The sequence below is a fragment of the Flavobacterium piscis genome, from assembly GCF_001686925.1.
Classification (GTDB): Bacteria; Bacteroidota; Bacteroidia; order Flavobacteriales; family Flavobacteriaceae; genus Flavobacterium; species Flavobacterium piscis.
The window spans coordinates 369,982-386,502 of sequence record NZ_LVEN01000027.1; the positions used below are offsets into that span (position 1 = coordinate 369,982).

Genomic DNA, 16,521 nt, shown 5'->3' on the forward strand with positions numbered 1-16,521 from the left:
TAATTTCATTTCCAGCTGCCGCTAAAATTCGAGGAATATTATACTTTTTATTTTAAAAATAAAAACGCAACATTTATGTAGCTAAAAGACTATTTATTCAGAAATAATTAAAAAGATTCTATATGTAAAGTAATATCATTATTATCAATGATTTAAGTGTTTTGATTAATATTTTTTAAACATATAAACAATATTATTGATAAAATGTTAAGGAAATCATTATGAATTATCCATTCCGATTTTATTTAAGCGTACATTTGAATCTAACGCGACCCAATCATGAATGCAAAAAATATAAAGGTTTTACTTACTGACGATGATGAAGACGACAGAGATTTTTTTGCAGAAGCTCTCGAAGATCTTGATCTTGAGTATCCGGTCGAATTTTGTAAAAATGGTGTAGAACTTCTGGATCGTCTTTATGATACTAATTTGGCTATTCCGGACATTATTTTTTTAGATCTTAATATGCCTATTTTGTCAGGTTTTGAGACTTTACAGCAAATTAGGGAAGATGGAAAATTTAAGAATATTCCGATAATCGCAATTTATTCTACCTCTGCTACTATAGATGGTGTTAAGAATACTTTCGGTTTAGGAGCAAACGCTTATGTTGTAAAACCTATTGCTTTTAGTGATTTAAAGAAATTATTAAAAAAGGTCATCGAAAGAGATTGGGAGGAAAAATTATCAGATGTCAGAATTGAATCTTTTGTCATCACAGTTTAGTTAAAAAAAGTATGCAATTTTAATAGTATGCATTGATTTATAATTAATTAAATTTTTAAAGAATGAAATCATGCATATGCAAAAGAACAATTTGCCCAAAGCTACCCGTCAGGATTTTCCCATAGTTGGTATTGGCGCTTCAGCAGGAGGACTGGAGGCGTTTAAACAGCTTATAGAAGCGATTCCTGCAGATTCTGAAATGGCTTATGTCATTGTGCAGCATTTGCACCCATTGCATGATAGTATGCTTACAGAATTGCTTTCGCGTGTTGCCAAAATTCCAATAAACGAAATTACTGATGATATTCATCTGGCTCCCAACAATATATATGTTATTCCGGAAAATAAATTACTTACTTCTTTTGATGGTGTTTTAAAGTTAAGTCCCAGAATAAAAGACACCAAAAATCAGGCTATCGATATTTTCTTCAATTCATTGGCCGAAGTTCATTTAGATCTGGCCTATGGCGTACTGCTTTCCGGAAACGGTTCTGATGGTACAATTGGACTTAAAGCCATCAAAAAACACGGCGGGATTACTTTTGCTCAGGATATTGAAGCTGCTAACAACGATATGCCGCAAAATGCGATTAATGCAGGAGTGGTAGATTATGTGTTATCACCAAGTCAAATTGTTGAGAAACTCATCGAACTTACAAGATTAAGGGATCAAGTTAGCGAAGAAAATGACCCCAATAACGAAGCGATATTTCAGGAAATTATTAAAATTTTACGTCATCATAGCGGAGTAGATTTTACCTATTATAAACAAACCACCATACGCCGACGCATTGCCAGAAGAATGGCTTTGAGCAAAATTGTGAGTTTAAGAGATTATCTAAAAGTACTTCAGGGAGATAAAATGGCGCCTGAAGATTTGTTCAACGATTTATTGATTCCTGTGACTGAATTTTTTAGAGATACCAAGATATTTCAGATAATGAGAGAAAGAGTTTTTCCCTTATTAACAAACAGAGTAACCGAAGGAAATGCCATACGTATCTGGATTGCAGGATGTTCTACCGGCGAAGAAGCTTATACTTTAGCAATTGCACTTCATGAGTTTTTAGGTGAAAATCTGGAAGGAAAAGAAATTCAGATTTTTGCTTCGGATATTTCAGAAGTGGCTATAGCCAAAGCGCGAATTGGGTTTTACAGAAAATCTCAAATGCGAAATGTTTCTGAAACCATTCTGACTAAATATTTTACATCCAATACAAATGGTTATAAAATTAAAAGACAAATAAGGGATTTATGCATTTTTGCAGTACATAATTTTTTAACAGATCCGCCTTTTGCAAAAATGGATTTGATTACATGTCGTAATGTATTCATTTACATGGATTCGTTTTTGCAGAAAAAATCGCTCACTACTTTTCATTACGCCTTAAAAGAAAACGGATTTTTGCTTTTAGGAAAGTCAGAAACAGCTGTTCCTGCAGCAGAACTTTTTCAGCCTTTTGAAAAAGCAGGAAAAATTTATACCCGTAAACAGGTTTCAGGCCGATTTGTGCATTCCGGAATGGGATCAAATGATAAATTAAAAACTTCAAAAACTGACATTCAAAGAAAAGAAATCACCAAAGAAGACTTTAGAAAAAGCGCCGAAGCTTTATTGATTTCTAAATATACTCCGGCCAGCGTTATTGTAAATGAGCAAATGGATATTGTTCATATCAACGCTTCTATAGCCGAATTTATTGAGCTCTCGACCGGAAAACCGACGTTTAATTTACTGAAAATGACCCGCGAAGGTTTGGCTTTTGAACTTCGAAATACCTGGCATAAAGCCAAAGAAACAGGAGCTCTGGTAAAAAAAGAAGGAATTCAGGTTAAAAATAAAGGGATCATTAGTGAAGTTTCTATCGAAATTCAGCCATTAGAAGATACTTCAGATCCTTACTTTTTGGTTTTGTTTTATAAAACGGTGGTTCGAAAAGAGGATTTACTTTCGAATCAGTTTACAGCAGAAGAAATACGCGCAAACACTAATTTAAGAAGGATTGCACAACTTGAGAAAGAATTAGCCAAAATACATGATGATGTAAATGCTATTAGCGAAGAGCAGGAAGCATCAAATGAAGAGTTGCAAAGCGCCAATGAGGAATTGTTGAGTGGGAGCGAAGAACTGCAAAGTTTGAATGAAGAACTGGAAACTTCTAAAGAAGAATTGCAATCCAGCAACGAAGAGCTTTTACAGATCAATCAGGAACTCCTGAACAAACAACAACAAATAAATATATCTAAAAATTATACTGAGGCCATTGTAGCAACGCTTAGAGAACCTATAGTAGTGTTAGATACTAATTTAAGGATAAAAAATATCAACAGGGCATTCTCCAAAAAATACAATATTACCAAAGAAGAAGCCACCGGAAAACTGATTTACGAAATACAAAATCATCTTTTTGATAATATTCCGATGCGAGCTATGCTTGAAAAAGTATTGCCCGAAAAAACACAGCTTGATGATTATCAAATATCAGTAAATCTATTGCCTTACGGCGAAAGTGTAATGTTGCTAAATGCCAGACAAGTCACGAATGAAACGAGCAAAGAACAACTCATTTTACTGGCGATCGAAGACATTACAGAACGAAGAATTATAGAAAAAAGATTGCAGGTATTATCGAGCGGTTTCGAAGCAAAAGTAGAAGAACGTACTACTGATTTAGTAGCAGCCAATAAAGAACTTGAAAGTTCCGTCAAGAATCTGCACGGTGCCAATGTACAGTTACAGGAATATGCGTATGTGGCAAGTCATGATTTGCAGGAACCTTTGCGTAAAATATTAATGTTCGTCAGCCGATTAATGGAAATGAATGAAGATTTTTCTGCTGAAGCACTGACTTTAGTTGAAAAAATCAGCAAATCCTCCATAAGAATGAATACGCTGATTAAGGATTTACTGGCTTATTCTTATCTTAACAATCCTGACAGATTATTTGCAGTCACCAATCTAAATGTTATTATAGCTGATATTTTGGGTGATTTTGAGTTAATGATCGAAGAGCGTGATGTTGAAATAATAATAGGGCAATTGCCTGTTATTAAAGCGATTCCGTTACAGATGAACCAGCTTTTTTATAATTTAATAAGTAATGCATTTAAGTTTTATAAAAACGATGGTTCGAGCTCTAAAGTCGAAATCAGTTCGCATAAAATGACTGCCAGTCAGGTTAAAAAATATCCAACATTGGATCCTCTTTTAACCTACTGCGAAATTATCATAAAAGATAACGGCATAGGTTTTAACAAACAATACGAGAATAAAATTTTTACCATCTTCCAACGATTACACAACAACGAAGTCTACACGGGAACCGGAATTGGTCTCGCCATTGGCAAAAAAATCGTAGAAAACCACAAAGGCATCATCTTCTCAAAAGCCGAAGAAAATATTGGCGCGGAGTTTCATATTATTTTGCCGGTTTAATAGTTTACAATTTATTTAATTAAGAAAGATGATATGCTGAAAGGTGTATCGTTTTTTTGTTTTTTTTGGAGGTTTTGTAAAACAGGTATTTATACTTGGTGGTTGGTTTTTTATTTAATGGTATAATTGTTTACAATAAATTTTAGCGGATTATCCGTGTCCACAAAGTATATCATAAAGTTTTAATAACGATAATCTAAAAATTACTTTAATATTCCAACAGGCACGGATTGCAAATTATAAGTGTTCGAAACCTATTGCTCTGAAAGAGCCTTAGCGATAGCATGGTGCGAAGCACTATGAATAAAAAACGATTATAATTTTAAGCCCTGTAAGGGCGGAAGCATAATTTTAAAAAGCACGTTTACCTATTTTACACGATGTTCTCCTCGAAACACCTTTTTCTTTGCCTCTTTTATGCTCAATTTTCTTTTCCCCTTTCAGGGCAATTTCCACTTTTGATTTCATTCGTAGTGCGTTGCACTACGCTACTGCTTTTTGGGCTTTCAGCCCGTTTTAAAAGTATCGCACACCCATGATTGCAAATCGTGCTATCTTTACATTGAGAATTAGTTTTGGGAGAAGCGTTATTATTTCTTCTTTCTTTAGAAAAATAAAAGATATAGTACCAAAACTTGGGGAGCCGGATCAAGCTGTTCATAAAACCCATAACAATTTTGTATCTTAGTTTTTAGTAACCCAATTTTACTTTGATTGCGAATTTTTCGGGATCGAATGAAATTATAAAATGAGATAAAATGCCCTGGAATCCGGAAATCTATAATAAGTTTAAAAATATTCGTTATCAGCCTTTTTATGATTTGGCTGAATCTATTGAACCTGTAAGCGGAATGAAAGCCATTGATTTGGGCTGTGGCACGGGAGAACAAACGGCGATTTTGGCCGATAAATTCAAAGAAGCCGATTTTTTGGGCGTAGATTCTTCGGCAGAAATGCTGGAAAAATCTAAAGTTCTAGCAACAGATCGTTTGCATTTTAGAAAATCAACCACGGAAGAAACTTTAGCTTCGGGCGAAAAATGGGATTTGATTTTTAGTAATGCGGCTTTGCAATGGTCAAATGATCATGCAACTTTGTTCCCGGAATTGATACAACTGTTAAACTCAAAAGGACAATTTGCCGTTCAAATGCCGGTTCAGCCGGAAAACAAACTCAATGTAATTCTTGCCGAATTGGTAGATGAAGAACCTTTTAAATCGTATTTCAAAGGTTACAAGAGAGATTCCCCAGTTTTGAGCATCGACGAATATGCCCAAATTTTGTTTGATGGCGGGCTTGAAGATCTTCAAATCCTGCAAAAAGTATATCCCATAATTGCGAACGATCATGAAACTCTTTATAATTTTATATCGGGTTCGGCTTTGATTCCGTATATAGAACGTTTGGAGGGTGAACAGAAAACGCTTTTTATTACAACTTATAAAGAGAGGATTGCGGAGCATTTCCCGAAACTTCCAGCGATTTATTCATTTAAGAGGCTTTTGCTTTATGGTAGGAAAAAGTAGCTATAAGTTTTTTAATATTGCCACAGATTAAAGGATTAAAATGATTTTTTAAATCTGTTTAATCTGCCAGATCGGCGAGAAAAAAATGTTTAAATCTTTGTCTATTATTTAAACGCATAGCAACATAGCTTTTATTTAGGGTCGCTTAAAAGTCATTTCACTTGAAATATTACCGCATAGAATGGTCGCAAAGCTATGTGTTTAAATATTTTTTCACGCAGATTTTAAAAAGATCTAAGCAGATATTTGCAGATAATTATTTAAATAAAATCTGCCAGATCTGCATGAAAAAATCATTTTAATCCTTTAATCTGTGGACTAGAAAATGATTATGATTTTTTTGAAATCTTCCCCTTTTTGATTTCCTGAATTTTATATTTCGCTCCGCTGGGGCTTTTTGTTGTGTGTTTTAATTTTTCTATAAATATGTCGTCCCTCTGGGACTAGAAAATGATTATGATTTTTTTGAAATCTTCCTTTTTTTGACTTCCGGAATTTTATATTTCGCCCCGCTGGAGCTTTTTGTTGTGTGGTATAATTTTTCTATAAATATGTCGTCCCTCTGGGACTAGAAAGTGATTATGATTTTTTTGAAATCTTCCTCTTTTTGATTTCCGGAATTTTATATTTCGTCCCCGCTTGGTCTCCTTGTTGTGTGTGTTAATTTTCTATCAATATGTCGTCTCTACAGGTAAATGTTATTAAGTTAAGAGATTTTTAGATTGAAGATTAACGATTACTTATTTTTAATTTAATGTTGGTAAATAGTAAGATTCTCGATTTGACACTGGTTCAAACATCAGAAATAGTTAACCCAAAACAATGTATCGTCAACAACAATTTGTTTCATCGGAACATCTCATCGGTAGAAATCGTGTATGTATTTTGTATATGTTTTTATTATTATTTGTAAATCAAACGTTCCTACAGAACGTAAAAAAAATCCATATTTATTGAGCTACCGACGAGGTGTTCCGATGGAACAAAAACGGGAGCATTATAAAATTCCTTTATAAAAAAAGCTCCATTGGAGCGATATATTTATAGCTATTTGATATTGATTTAGAAATAAAGCTCCATCGGAGCGACATATAAGTTTTAGATATTCAGAGGGGATTTGTTTTCTGTAAAATATTTGTTCAATTTGATTTTAAATATTCCCCTTTTGCTATTTGTTCAGCCATGCTTTAAATTCTGCAGCTTTGTTTTTGCTAATGATAACATCGATTGGAGACTTTGGAACAACTTCAATTTTGAGTTGGTTATTGCCATATTTCAAAATTTTATCTATCGATTTTATGGCCAGAATAAATTGTCTGTTGGCTCTGAAAAAAGTGGCATTGTCCAGTTCGCTGTAAATTTCTTCGAGGCTGCTGTTACTTGTAGAGATTTTTCCGTTTACATCTTTCACGTAAGTGATCGTATTCTCCATATAAATATAGGCGATTTGTTCTATTTCGAGCGGGACGATTTCGTTTTTCAGATTCGTTAAAATCCTCTTTTTATTCGCAGGTGAACCAGAAATATCGTGAACCTTTAATTGCTCATTCGATTCTAGTTTTGATTTGTAACTGGTTAAATCATAATTGAGTTTCGATAGGTTTAAGACTTCATTAAAAAGATTTTCATTTTTCTGCTCCAGTTTTCTTTCGTATCGGCTTCCAAAAAGACGGATCATAAAAAAAGAAAGCAAAACAATCAAAGCGCCGGTGCTGATATAAACGAGAATAAAATAGAATTTTAAATCCTGTACTTGTTTATTGATACTTTGAAGATTGGCGTGCGAAGCAATAATCCAGTCGGTATTTTTAACGGGATAGAGATAGATAATTTCAGCATCTTTTTTGGGATTATTATAGTTTCTGATGCCACCGCCTTCGGTTTTATTTTTTAGATATGAATAAAAATCTTCAGGATTTACTTCATTATGCGTTGTCGAAATATACGATTCGTCAGGACCTGTCATTCGGCCAATTTTTTCCGGATTAGGGTGACAAATTTCTTTTCCGGTTTGATCAAACATACAGATAAAACCCGTTTGAGTGTCGGTTTTTTCGATGCTCTTTTGTACGTTATTAATGATTACCTTTCTATCAGTATTTTGTTGCGCTTGTAAAGAAATCAGGCTGGCCATTTCTTTGGCTTCTCTTTTACTGGACTCAATCTGAATTTTTAGAAATTGCTCCGTACTTAAACCTACCAAATAATTCATGCTAAAGTATCCGCAAATGTATACGACAACAAGTAATGATAAAAAAGTAAAAAGATAAAGCTTGTCTTTCTTCATAAGAATATTGAAATTGATGAGCCAAATTTAATTATAATAATCGGTTGGATGTAATTATTTTTAAAACACAGCAACCCTATTTTTGTTGAATTAAAGAAGGTCTTTTTATTATTAAAAACATAGTGCTATCTAATCGGAATAAATTTAAACAGGGTTTTAAATCAAGGTTAATCTTTGAATAAATATTGTTAGCAGAAAGCCACATTCTATTCAATTCTATTTATTCCCCTTTAAGTTCATTTTTTCCCTTTCGCGCTATTTCCTTTGATTTTATTGAGGTTTCGGCGCTTTATTTGCAGTATGAAATTTCAAAATGAGAGCATTTTTGTTTCCCTGATTTTGATTTTTACAATTTTAAATAGAGTTCCAGATTCGTTATTAAATAGAAAAACATTCAAAATGAAAAAGCAAAAAACATACAAAAAAAAGCTTATCGTGATTTCGTTACTAATTGTGTTTTTGATTTTTGCAGGCATACAATTTATAGGTCCTGTAATTACAAATCCACCGGTTACGGGAAATGTAAAAGTACCTCATGAAGTTCAGACTATTTTAAGAAATTCCTGCTATGATTGTCATTCGAACGAAACCAATTTAAGTTGGTATGATAAAATCGTTCCCGTGTCGTGGTTTGTTGCCCAACATATAAAAGAGGGCAGGAGCGGACTCAATTTTTCTGAATGGGATCAACTATCACCGGCAGATCAAAAGGCAAAACTGTGGGAATCTGTCAATCAGGTTTCTCAGGGAGCAATGCCTTTGCAGAGTTATACATTGGCACATCCGCAGGCAAAATTATCTCAAAAAGATCTCAAAGTACTTGAAAATTATATATGGGGCTTAAGAGTACATAATAAACCTCAGGATACTGCGAAAATAAAAGCATTAAACAATCAGACTGAAGAATTGAAAAAGGTTAAAAATTCAGTTAAAATACCAAAAACACCAAACGGGATTGCGTACATAGCTGATTATAAAAACTGGGCTGTTGTAAGTACAACGCAACGTCTTGATAACGGAACAATGCGAATTATCTACGGAAATGATATTGCCATAAAAGCAATTAAAGACAAGAAAGTTAACCCGTGGCCGGACGGTTCTATTTTGGCGAAAGCGGCTTATGATGAAATTGAGGATCAGGATGGGAATATTTCTCAGGGCGCTTTTAAACAAGTCGAATTTATGGCTAAGGATCACATCAAATATAAAAAAACAAATGGCTGGGGATTTTCGCGATTCAAAACTCCAGAATTGATTCCGTATGGTAAAAGAGCCGATTTTGTAATCGAATGTATGAATTGCCACAAGCCAATGGAAAAAAACGATTATGTATTCACACTTCCAATACGTCAATAAATATGAAAACAATATTCTATTTTACAGGAATTCTTACTTTCTTTTTTCTTTTTTCCTGTTCAGATAAAACAAATGAAAACGCTTTGAATAAAGAGGCTTCATTACCGGATGCAATGCTGGATAAAGTTTCTGGTTTGCAGGTGATCAATTCTTCAATCAACAATAAAAAGCATACTACATCATTGCTCTACGGAAATCAGAAAACAGTAGAACGATTGAAATCGAATGAATTAAAACTGCAAAAAGGTGAAAAATTAGTATGGATTACGTGGCATCAAAAGGCAGATCCTAACTGGATTGGCGCGAGTATTCCGGGAAAATTACTATCGCTTGAAATTCTGGAATCTAATGCAGAAAAAGAAGGTTTTAACTATCAAAAATTTGAGGGAAACAAAATGCAACTTCAAAAGGATACTCTTGGGAATGTTCATAGAATTAAGGAATTACTGAATCAAAAAAAGGCAAATGTGCCTCAATTATGAATAAATTAAAACATTTATAATAAATTTTTTCACGCAGATTTAAAAAGATCTAAGCTGATATACGCAGATTATTCTCTGAATTAAATCTTCAATAATCTGTAAGATCTGCGTAAAAACAATCCTTTAATCGCTTACTATTCTTTAAATAACTATTGAAGTTTTGTAATCTCTACCTATAATCGTGTAAAATTTTCTGATGTGTTCTGAATTAATTTTAATCCTCTGAAATATAAATTATTAGAACATCAATTCAAACCATAATCATTATGATACACAAAATAGAAACAGCGAAAAATTTAATTGCTTTTAGAGCTTTGGGTCAGGTAACAACAGCTGATTTTAAAAGTGTTGTGCTGCCTGAATTAGAAGGATTGTCAAAAGAATCCAATGAAATTAATTTTTTATTTGCACTGGATACAGATGTACCGAATTTTACTGAAAATGTTTGGTTTCAGGATGCTGTTTTAGGCTTACAGCAGTTTGAGAACTGGAATAGAGTCGCTATTGTTTCAGACTCGGAGGAAATGAATTTTAATGACAAATTCACTTTTAATAGTACGGGTGAATTACGTGGTTTTAAAAAACTAGCTTTTAATAAAGCCCTGAAATGGGTCGAAGGAAATTCAACTTTATAAACTAAGGTTATGAGAGCAATCTGGACAGGATCGATTAGTTTTGGGTTAATTAATATTCCCATTAAGATATTTTCTGCTGTGCAGGAAAGCAGTATTGACATGGATATGCTGGATGAAAAAGATCATGCCAACATTAAATTTAAAAGGGTAAATGAAAATACCGGCAAAGAAGTGGCGTATGCCAATATTGTAAAAGGCTATAAAATAGACGACAAATATGTTATTCTTGAAGATGCTGATTTTGAAGCTGCTGATGCTGAGAAAACCAAAACAATCAACATTCAGAGTTTTGCTTTAGAAAAAGAAATTAATAGCATTTACTACGAACAGCCTTATTATCTTGAGCCTGACAAAGGCGCGATGAATGCCTATGCTTTGCTTAGAGATGCGCTTGAAGCATCCGGTAAAGTAGGGGTAACGAGTTTTGTTTTGCGTAATAAGGAAAGTCTGGCGATTTTAAAACCATATAAAAATGTGATTCTTTTAAACCGAATTCGTTTTGAGCAGGAAATAAGAGACACAGCAGAATTAAAACTGCCTGCCGCATCTAAAAAAGCGACGAAAGAAATGGATATGGCCGAAAAACTGATCGATCAGCTAACAGAGAAATTCGACATAAGTGCTTATAAAGATGAATATACGGCTAAACTTTTGCAAATTATCAAGAACAAAGCAAAGGGCAAAAAACAAGCTGCACCAAAATTAAAAGTCGTTCACAAACAAAGCGACGATTTGATGGCGATGCTAAAAGCAAGTCTGGAAAAAAAGAAATCCTCTTAATGAGGATTTTTGTTTTCCAGCTTGTGTAATATCTTTTTGATATTGGCACCTTTTCCTAAAACGGGCTGCCATAAATCTCCTTTTTTCTCAAAACGTTTCAGTACATTTTTGATGGTAAATTGCGACGGATGCAGTTTCAGATTTACTTCGCTCCATTCTAACGGTGTTGAAACTGTTGCTCCGGGCTTAGGTCTTACAGAATAAGGCGATGCCAGAGTTTGTCCGCGTCGGTTTTGTAGGTAATCGATGTATATTTTATGATTTCTTTTTTTGATACTTCGTTCTAAAGAAGTTGTTTTGGGCAAACGCGAATGGATTTCGATGGCCAGTAATTCGCCAAAAATTTTAATCGAATCATAATCATATTGCGCGCCCAGCGGAATATAAACGTGTAAACCTGTTGCTCCTGAAGTTTTGCAGTAACATTCGGTTTCGAGTTCGTCGAGAACTTCTTTTACGGTTAAAGCTGTTCTCACCACTTCTTCAAAGTCATCTTTTTCGGGATCAATGTCGATAACAAGCCAATCGGGATTTTCGACGTGTTTGATGGTCGAATTCCACGGATTCATTTCGATACATCCTAAATTTGCCATATAAAGTAAAGTCGCCTTATCATTACAAATCAGATAATTAAGGTATTCTTCATTTGATTCTGAAAAGATTTTTTTGGTTTTGAGCCAGGAAGGAACTTTATCAACGTCGACATCTTTTTGATAAAATCCGGGCGCATTGATTCCGTTAGGAAAACGATTCATAGATTGCGGACGATCTTTCAGATAAGGAAGTATGAAATCGGCCACCTCATTATAATATTGCACGATTTCTCCTTTGGTAATACCATCTTCAGGAAAATAAACTTTGTTTTGATTGGTGAGATGCAAGGTAGTTTTTCCTATTTTTAAGTCGTAATCGTTTTCTGTGGTTGGAGTTGGATTTTCTTTCATTGTGTCTGCTTTTGTTTTTTTATCCTGTATTTTTTTATCCGGTTTAGCAGCTAATTCAATATTTGATTTAGTGTTTGAAGGAACAAAAACTTCAGTAGCTTTTTTATCAATTCTTAAACCCAGATATACAGGATGTCTTAAATGTTTATCATTTGTCCATTCTGAAAATTTAACCTGACAAACCAGCTTTGGTTTTACCCATTGAATTTCATCCCTAAGCGCAATTTTTTCGTTAAGCGGAGATTCATTTACAAAATGAGGTTTCAGCTTTGTATACAGTTCTTTTAAGGTAGAATCTGTAAAACCGGTTCCGCACTTTCCTATAAACTGAAGTCTTTTGCCGTAATATTGGCCCAATAAAATGGCCCCGAAATATTTTCTGGATTTTTTGGGTTCTGTAATGCCAATAATAATAGCTTCTTCTTCATTCGAAATTTTAATTTTAAGCCAGTCGCTGCTTCTTTTACTGGGGATATAAGTACTATCGGCTTTTTTGGCAATAATACCTTCGCCTTTGTTTTTTATCGAAAGATCGAATTGGTTCAAACCTTTTTCTACGGTATGTTCCGAATAAAAGATATTGGTAAAGTCGTATTTATTGAATAGAATTTTCAGCAATTCTTTTCTTTCCAGCAATGATAAATCAGTGATGAGATTTCCGTCTAAATTAAGAAGATCAAAAACATAATATTTTAAAGTTCCAAAACCAGTTTTGAGATAGTTTTGAAGCAGCTGAAAATTCGCTTTTCCGTTTTCGTCTTCTACTACAATTTCGCCGTCTAAAACAGCAATATGATCTATTTTTTGCAATTCATCTGCAATAGGCTTAAAACTAGCATTAAAAGATAATTCATTTCGGCTAAATAATTGTACATCAGTCGGATTAATTACAGCAACAGCCCTGTAACCATCATATTTGTTTTCAAAAACCCAATCCGCATTATCAAATGCTTTTTCTTTGGTATTGGCTAACATGGGTTTGATAAAAACGGCAGGTTCTTCGGCTGATGCAGGATTATTTTTTGAAGCCTTTTTTTTACTGGTTTTTTCATCCATCTTTTTAGAATTTTTCTCTAATTCTTCCAAAGTCCTTTCAGTGATAACTGATTTATTTTCATTTAATACGTCACTTTCTGTTGCATGCGGATCTTGTTTTTTGATTAACAGCCAGGCATTTTCCTGTTTGCCTTTTAGTTTAATCAATGAGAATTCTCCTTTTAATTTTTTTCCTTTTAAAATAAAACTCAAATGTCCTTTTTTAAGATCTGCCAGTAAGGTTTTTTCTGCATTTTCTGTAGGCTCGTCCGGAGTATAAGTACCGTTGTCCCAAACAATAACATTTCCGGCACCGTAATTTCCTGTGGGAATTGTGCCTTCAAAATCTTTATAGCTGTACGGATGATCTTCGACCATCATCGCCAAACGTTTATCATCAGGATTCATAGACGGACCTTTAGGAACGGCCCAGCTTTTAAGAACGCCATCCATTTCTAACCTAAAATCATAATGCAGGTGCGAAGCGGCATGTTTTTGTACCACAAAGACTAGTTTGCTTGCTGATTTTTCGATTTTGCCTTTTGGTTCCTGAGTTTGTTTAAAATCTCTTTTTTGATTGTATTTAGACAGTGACATGTGCGTTTGTTAAGATTAAAACAGTTAATGAAAGGGTGTAAATGCCGGTTGCAACCAGACCAAAAATGATATGAGCCAGAAGCAACTGAAAATAATAACCTTTAAAATCGATATTAGGTTTATGATCGCTCATTTTAAACATAATGATCCAGCCAATAATTCCAATGATTCCGCTAACAAAGCCCAGTAAAAAGGCTGTTAGAAAAGAAATGGGTACAATATTGTTGATCCATAAAAAATAATAAGACAGAACAAAAAGAAACCCTATAAAATAATGCAATAACCACGCTAACGTTTCTTTTACATTATTTGATAACTCAAGATGGAGTTTGCTTAACATGAACGTTAATAAAACAGGCTCTTTGTACAATTCCCGAAAAGTCGCTGATACAATATAGCTAAATAAAGTCATGGCCGATGTGGCTGCGATTGTAACGATTATTAATTGAAAAAAAGTATAAATATCCATGATAAGATGATTTTATTTATGAGAAAGAAAATAAACCATTCATGCAGAATGGTTTATTTGAATAAAGCTTTTACTAAAACTCTCTGGGATTATTTACGGGATCTTTTTCTTCGAGATCCTGATCGATGTCGTATTCCTGATCGAGCTCGTCTTGTTTTACATTGTCTGTGGTAAAACTGTCCTGATCACGATCATTTTCGTCATATTTTTCTATAAGATCATCATCTAAATCATTTTCGTCAAGATCTTCATCATCTTCATCGGAATCCTCATCTTCAAAATAATCGTCGTCTTCGTTTTCTCTTTCAAGAGCATTCGAAAAATCATCATCCAAATCATCTGTATCTTCATCCTGATTTAAAATTGGATCGTCAATATAGTCTCCTTCCTCATCCATTTTTTTTTGATATTCGTCAACATAACTTTCATCGTTATTGTGACTTACATTATAGATATCATTTTCTGTTTTCTCAGATTCAAAAGGAATAGGATCTTGCTGTTGCATAATACGATTGTCCTTGATATAACTTCCAAAAGTTTCGCCTGTTTTGTGGTCTGAACTATTCATAACTATTTGAGGTTAAATTATTAGATATATAAGATGACTTTAAGTGAATTAAATGTCTGACTCAAAATTAGTTATGAAGTGCCTGTATTTACTTATAAAATTTGTAGTAGTAATTATATAATTAACAGCATTTTAGCTATTAGTAAAAGAAATTGTTAGTGATTTTACTTTAAATGAAAATTATATAAGGAGAATGGAAGATTTTGTAAGGAATTTTTGCTCAAAATTTAAAACATTTGAATAGAATTAATTGCAGGAAATGGCACACTTGCAGATCAAAATTTAAACGTATTGTTATGAATAAAAAAGGACCCATAGTAGTAATAGAAAATAAACAGGAAGACCGAAAATTATTTATCGAGGTTTTTAGTGAACTAAACTACGCCAACCCAATTATATATTTTAATACTGCCGAAACGGCTTGTAATTATATGCTTCGTCATGAGATTAAACCTTTTTTGGTTTTCTCTGATATTGTTTTGCTGAATGTGATGAATTATAAAGTGATGGATACAAATCCCGATAATAATGGAGTAGGTACGATATTCAATTGTCCGTACTTGTTTTTTACTACATTGTTTGAACAAAGTTTTGTCATCGATCCTTATTCGCTGCCCACTCACAGTTATTTTGTGAAACCTTTTGATTATGCTAAATTTAAGCAGGTGATCAAGACTATTATAGAATATTGGAACAAACCAAAATCGATTGCTCAGTACAACAAAATAGAGATTAAAGCAGTTAAAATTGAATAAAAAAAATCCATTCGCCGTAACGAATGGATTTTATTTTTAAAAGAAACTATTTTGCAATTAAATCTTATCGGATGGCATATCTTAGTTTCAGTCCGTAAGAGACCAATCTGATATCGTTTGTGTTCGAAGAATTCAGCAAACTGTTGTATTGCAGCTGTACAGGCAATGCTGGATTGTACTGAACCAGATTTTTATTTTCTTTATTATCGTAGATATTATTTAATCCGTAATCTAAGTAAAGGCCGATATAAAAAGCACTGCGATCGCCTATTTTTTGTTTTAAACCAGTTTCAAAAGTCACAGCATACGATACATCTGTATCAAGATCCTGTTTACTTGTTTTTAGATTGTTTTGGCTCTCAAACCCCGCAAAAGCAGGACTAAATAATTCTACATTATATTGCGGATAATAACCGCTTGTAGTAAGGTTCTGATAGGTAGTTTCGTAGCTTCCGTTTGTAGCAAAACCTATTTTAGCTCCCGCTGCCAGATATAATTTTGTAGTCCCCGGAGTTTCAAACTGAATATTAATTGGAATATTTACGTATCCTAATTTTTGTTGTTCTCGTAGGTTAGTTGCTTTGTATCGAAATTGAAAAGCTTCATTTTCTGAATCAACAGCATTATACTGTGAGCCAAAAAAGCCATATTTTACATCAGAACTGTACGTTTGATATTCGACACCAACCCCAATACTTAAACCTTCGTTTAAATAATAGGAATATCGAATTCCGGCATTTATACCGTTTCCGGGCACGACATCTCCGGTAGTATTGTACTTTAGAAATGAAAATGGACCTCCAACAGCTATTGATAATTCCTGCTTTTTATCCTGACCGTAACTATCTAGGCATGATCCTAAAAGTACCGTAACGATTGACAGTGATGTCATATAGTTTCGTATATATTTTTTCATCTTATT

General features: G+C 33.7%; 13 protein-coding genes. 8 read left to right on the forward strand and 5 right to left on the reverse strand.

Features of this window, described 5'->3' with window-relative positions; genetic code table 11:
• The first annotated feature begins 279 nt into the window (after nucleotides 1-279).
• The 3 genes from FLP_RS12130 (at nucleotide 280) to FLP_RS12140 (ending at nucleotide 5,691) form a co-directional block, all read left to right on the forward strand.
• Nucleotides 280-729, forward strand: a complete 450-nt coding sequence (locus FLP_RS12130) for a response regulator (protein ID WP_065449763.1) — start codon at nucleotides 280-282, stop codon at nucleotides 727-729.
• A 76-nt stretch (nucleotides 730-805) separates the two neighbouring features.
• Entirely contained in the window at nucleotides 806-4,165 is a 3,360-nt protein-coding gene (locus FLP_RS12135; protein ID WP_165606668.1) for a CheR family methyltransferase, read from the forward strand.
• A 758-nt stretch (nucleotides 4,166-4,923) separates the two neighbouring features.
• Nucleotides 4,924-5,691, forward strand: a complete 768-nt coding sequence (locus FLP_RS12140) for a methyltransferase domain-containing protein (protein ID WP_065449765.1) — start codon at nucleotides 4,924-4,926, stop codon at nucleotides 5,689-5,691.
• A 1,168-nt stretch (nucleotides 5,692-6,859) separates the two neighbouring features.
• On the opposite strand, the gene FLP_RS12145 is transcribed toward FLP_RS12140, so the two are convergent.
• Complete coding sequence (locus tag FLP_RS12145) at nucleotides 6,860-7,978, reverse strand: LytTR family transcriptional regulator DNA-binding domain-containing protein (RefSeq protein WP_065449766.1); 1,119 nt, start codon at nucleotides 7,976-7,978, stop codon at nucleotides 6,860-6,862.
• 399 nt (nucleotides 7,979-8,377) lie between these two features.
• Between FLP_RS12145 and FLP_RS12150 the strand changes: the two genes are divergently transcribed.
• The 4 genes from FLP_RS12150 (at nucleotide 8,378) to ku (ending at nucleotide 11,231) form a co-directional block, all read left to right on the forward strand.
• A complete protein-coding gene (locus FLP_RS12150; RefSeq protein ID WP_065450271.1) occupies nucleotides 8,378-9,334 on the forward strand; it encodes a heme-binding domain-containing protein in 957 nt (318 codons plus the stop codon).
• 2 nt (nucleotides 9,335-9,336) lie between these two features.
• Nucleotides 9,337-9,816: a hypothetical protein gene (locus FLP_RS12155; protein WP_065449767.1), complete on the forward strand. Its 480-nt coding sequence runs from the start codon at nucleotides 9,337-9,339 to the stop codon at nucleotides 9,814-9,816.
• A gap of 266 nt (nucleotides 9,817-10,082) precedes the next feature.
• Nucleotides 10,083-10,451 (forward strand): SpoIIAA family protein, encoded by a 369-nt coding sequence (locus FLP_RS12160; protein WP_065449768.1) that lies wholly within the window; start codon nucleotides 10,083-10,085, stop codon nucleotides 10,449-10,451.
• Between the two features lie 9 nt (nucleotides 10,452-10,460).
• Nucleotides 10,461-11,231, forward strand: coding sequence for a non-homologous end joining protein Ku (ku, locus tag FLP_RS12165; RefSeq protein WP_065449769.1), 771 nt, complete (start codon nucleotides 10,461-10,463; stop codon nucleotides 11,229-11,231).
• Here ku and ligD read toward each other — a convergent pair.
• The 3 genes from ligD to FLP_RS12180 form a co-directional block, all read right to left on the reverse strand.
• Entirely contained in the window at nucleotides 11,228-13,807 is a 2,580-nt protein-coding gene (gene ligD, locus FLP_RS12170) for a DNA ligase D (protein ID WP_065449770.1), read from the reverse strand. The two genes, ku and ligD, sit on opposite strands and share 4 nt — an antisense overlap.
• The gene (locus FLP_RS12175; RefSeq protein WP_065449771.1) at nucleotides 13,794-14,276 is read right to left on the reverse strand and encodes a hypothetical protein; all 483 of its coding nucleotides are present in this window, start codon (nucleotides 14,274-14,276) and stop codon (nucleotides 13,794-13,796) included. Before FLP_RS12175 ends, ligD begins: the two co-directional genes overlap by 14 nt.
• Before the next feature lie 73 nt (nucleotides 14,277-14,349).
• On the reverse strand, nucleotides 14,350-14,844 hold the full coding sequence (locus FLP_RS12180; protein WP_065449772.1) for a hypothetical protein: 495 nt from the start codon (nucleotides 14,842-14,844) through the stop codon (nucleotides 14,350-14,352).
• 296 nt (nucleotides 14,845-15,140) lie between these two features.
• Here FLP_RS12180 and FLP_RS12185 point away from each other — a divergent pair, with 296 nt between their 5' ends.
• On the forward strand, nucleotides 15,141-15,599 hold the full coding sequence (locus tag FLP_RS12185) for a response regulator (protein WP_065449773.1): 459 nt from the start codon (nucleotides 15,141-15,143) through the stop codon (nucleotides 15,597-15,599).
• A 64-nt stretch (nucleotides 15,600-15,663) separates the two neighbouring features.
• Here FLP_RS12185 and FLP_RS12190 read toward each other — a convergent pair whose 3' ends face one another.
• Complete coding sequence (locus FLP_RS12190; RefSeq protein WP_065449774.1) at nucleotides 15,664-16,515, reverse strand: porin family protein; 852 nt, start codon at nucleotides 16,513-16,515, stop codon at nucleotides 15,664-15,666.
• Between the last annotated feature and the right edge of the window lie 6 nt (nucleotides 16,516-16,521).

What these genes read in the sequence shown, in the direction of transcription:
- FLP_RS12130 (WP_065449763.1), top strand. Translation starts at nt 280, where the DNA reads ATGAATGCAAAAAATATAAAGGTTTTACTTACTGACGATGATGAAGAC.
- ku (WP_065449769.1), top strand. Translation starts at nt 10,461, where the DNA reads ATGAGAGCAATCTGGACAGGATCGATTAGTTTTGGGTTAATTAATATT.
- FLP_RS12140 (WP_065449765.1), top strand. Translation starts at nt 4,924, where the DNA reads ATGCCCTGGAATCCGGAAATCTATAATAAGTTTAAAAATATTCGTTAT.
- FLP_RS12160 (WP_065449768.1), top strand. Translation starts at nt 10,083, where the DNA reads ATGATACACAAAATAGAAACAGCGAAAAATTTAATTGCTTTTAGAGCT.
- FLP_RS12180 (WP_065449772.1), bottom strand. Translation starts at nt 14,844, where the DNA reads ATGAATAGTTCAGACCACAAAACAGGCGAAACTTTTGGAAGTTATATC.
- FLP_RS12190 (WP_065449774.1), bottom strand. Translation starts at nt 16,515, where the DNA reads ATGAAAAAATATATACGAAACTATATGACATCACTGTCAATCGTTACG.
- FLP_RS12135 (WP_165606668.1), top strand. Translation starts at nt 806, where the DNA reads ATGCAAAAGAACAATTTGCCCAAAGCTACCCGTCAGGATTTTCCCATA.
- ligD (WP_065449770.1), bottom strand. Translation starts at nt 13,807, where the DNA reads ATGTCACTGTCTAAATACAATCAAAAAAGAGATTTTAAACAAACTCAG.
- FLP_RS12155 (WP_065449767.1), top strand. Translation starts at nt 9,337, where the DNA reads ATGAAAACAATATTCTATTTTACAGGAATTCTTACTTTCTTTTTTCTT.
- FLP_RS12150 (WP_065450271.1), top strand. Translation starts at nt 8,378, where the DNA reads ATGAAAAAGCAAAAAACATACAAAAAAAAGCTTATCGTGATTTCGTTA.
- FLP_RS12175 (WP_065449771.1), bottom strand. Translation starts at nt 14,276, where the DNA reads ATGGATATTTATACTTTTTTTCAATTAATAATCGTTACAATCGCAGCC.
- FLP_RS12145 (WP_065449766.1), bottom strand. Translation starts at nt 7,978, where the DNA reads ATGAAGAAAGACAAGCTTTATCTTTTTACTTTTTTATCATTACTTGTT.
- FLP_RS12185 (WP_065449773.1), top strand. Translation starts at nt 15,141, where the DNA reads ATGAATAAAAAAGGACCCATAGTAGTAATAGAAAATAAACAGGAAGAC.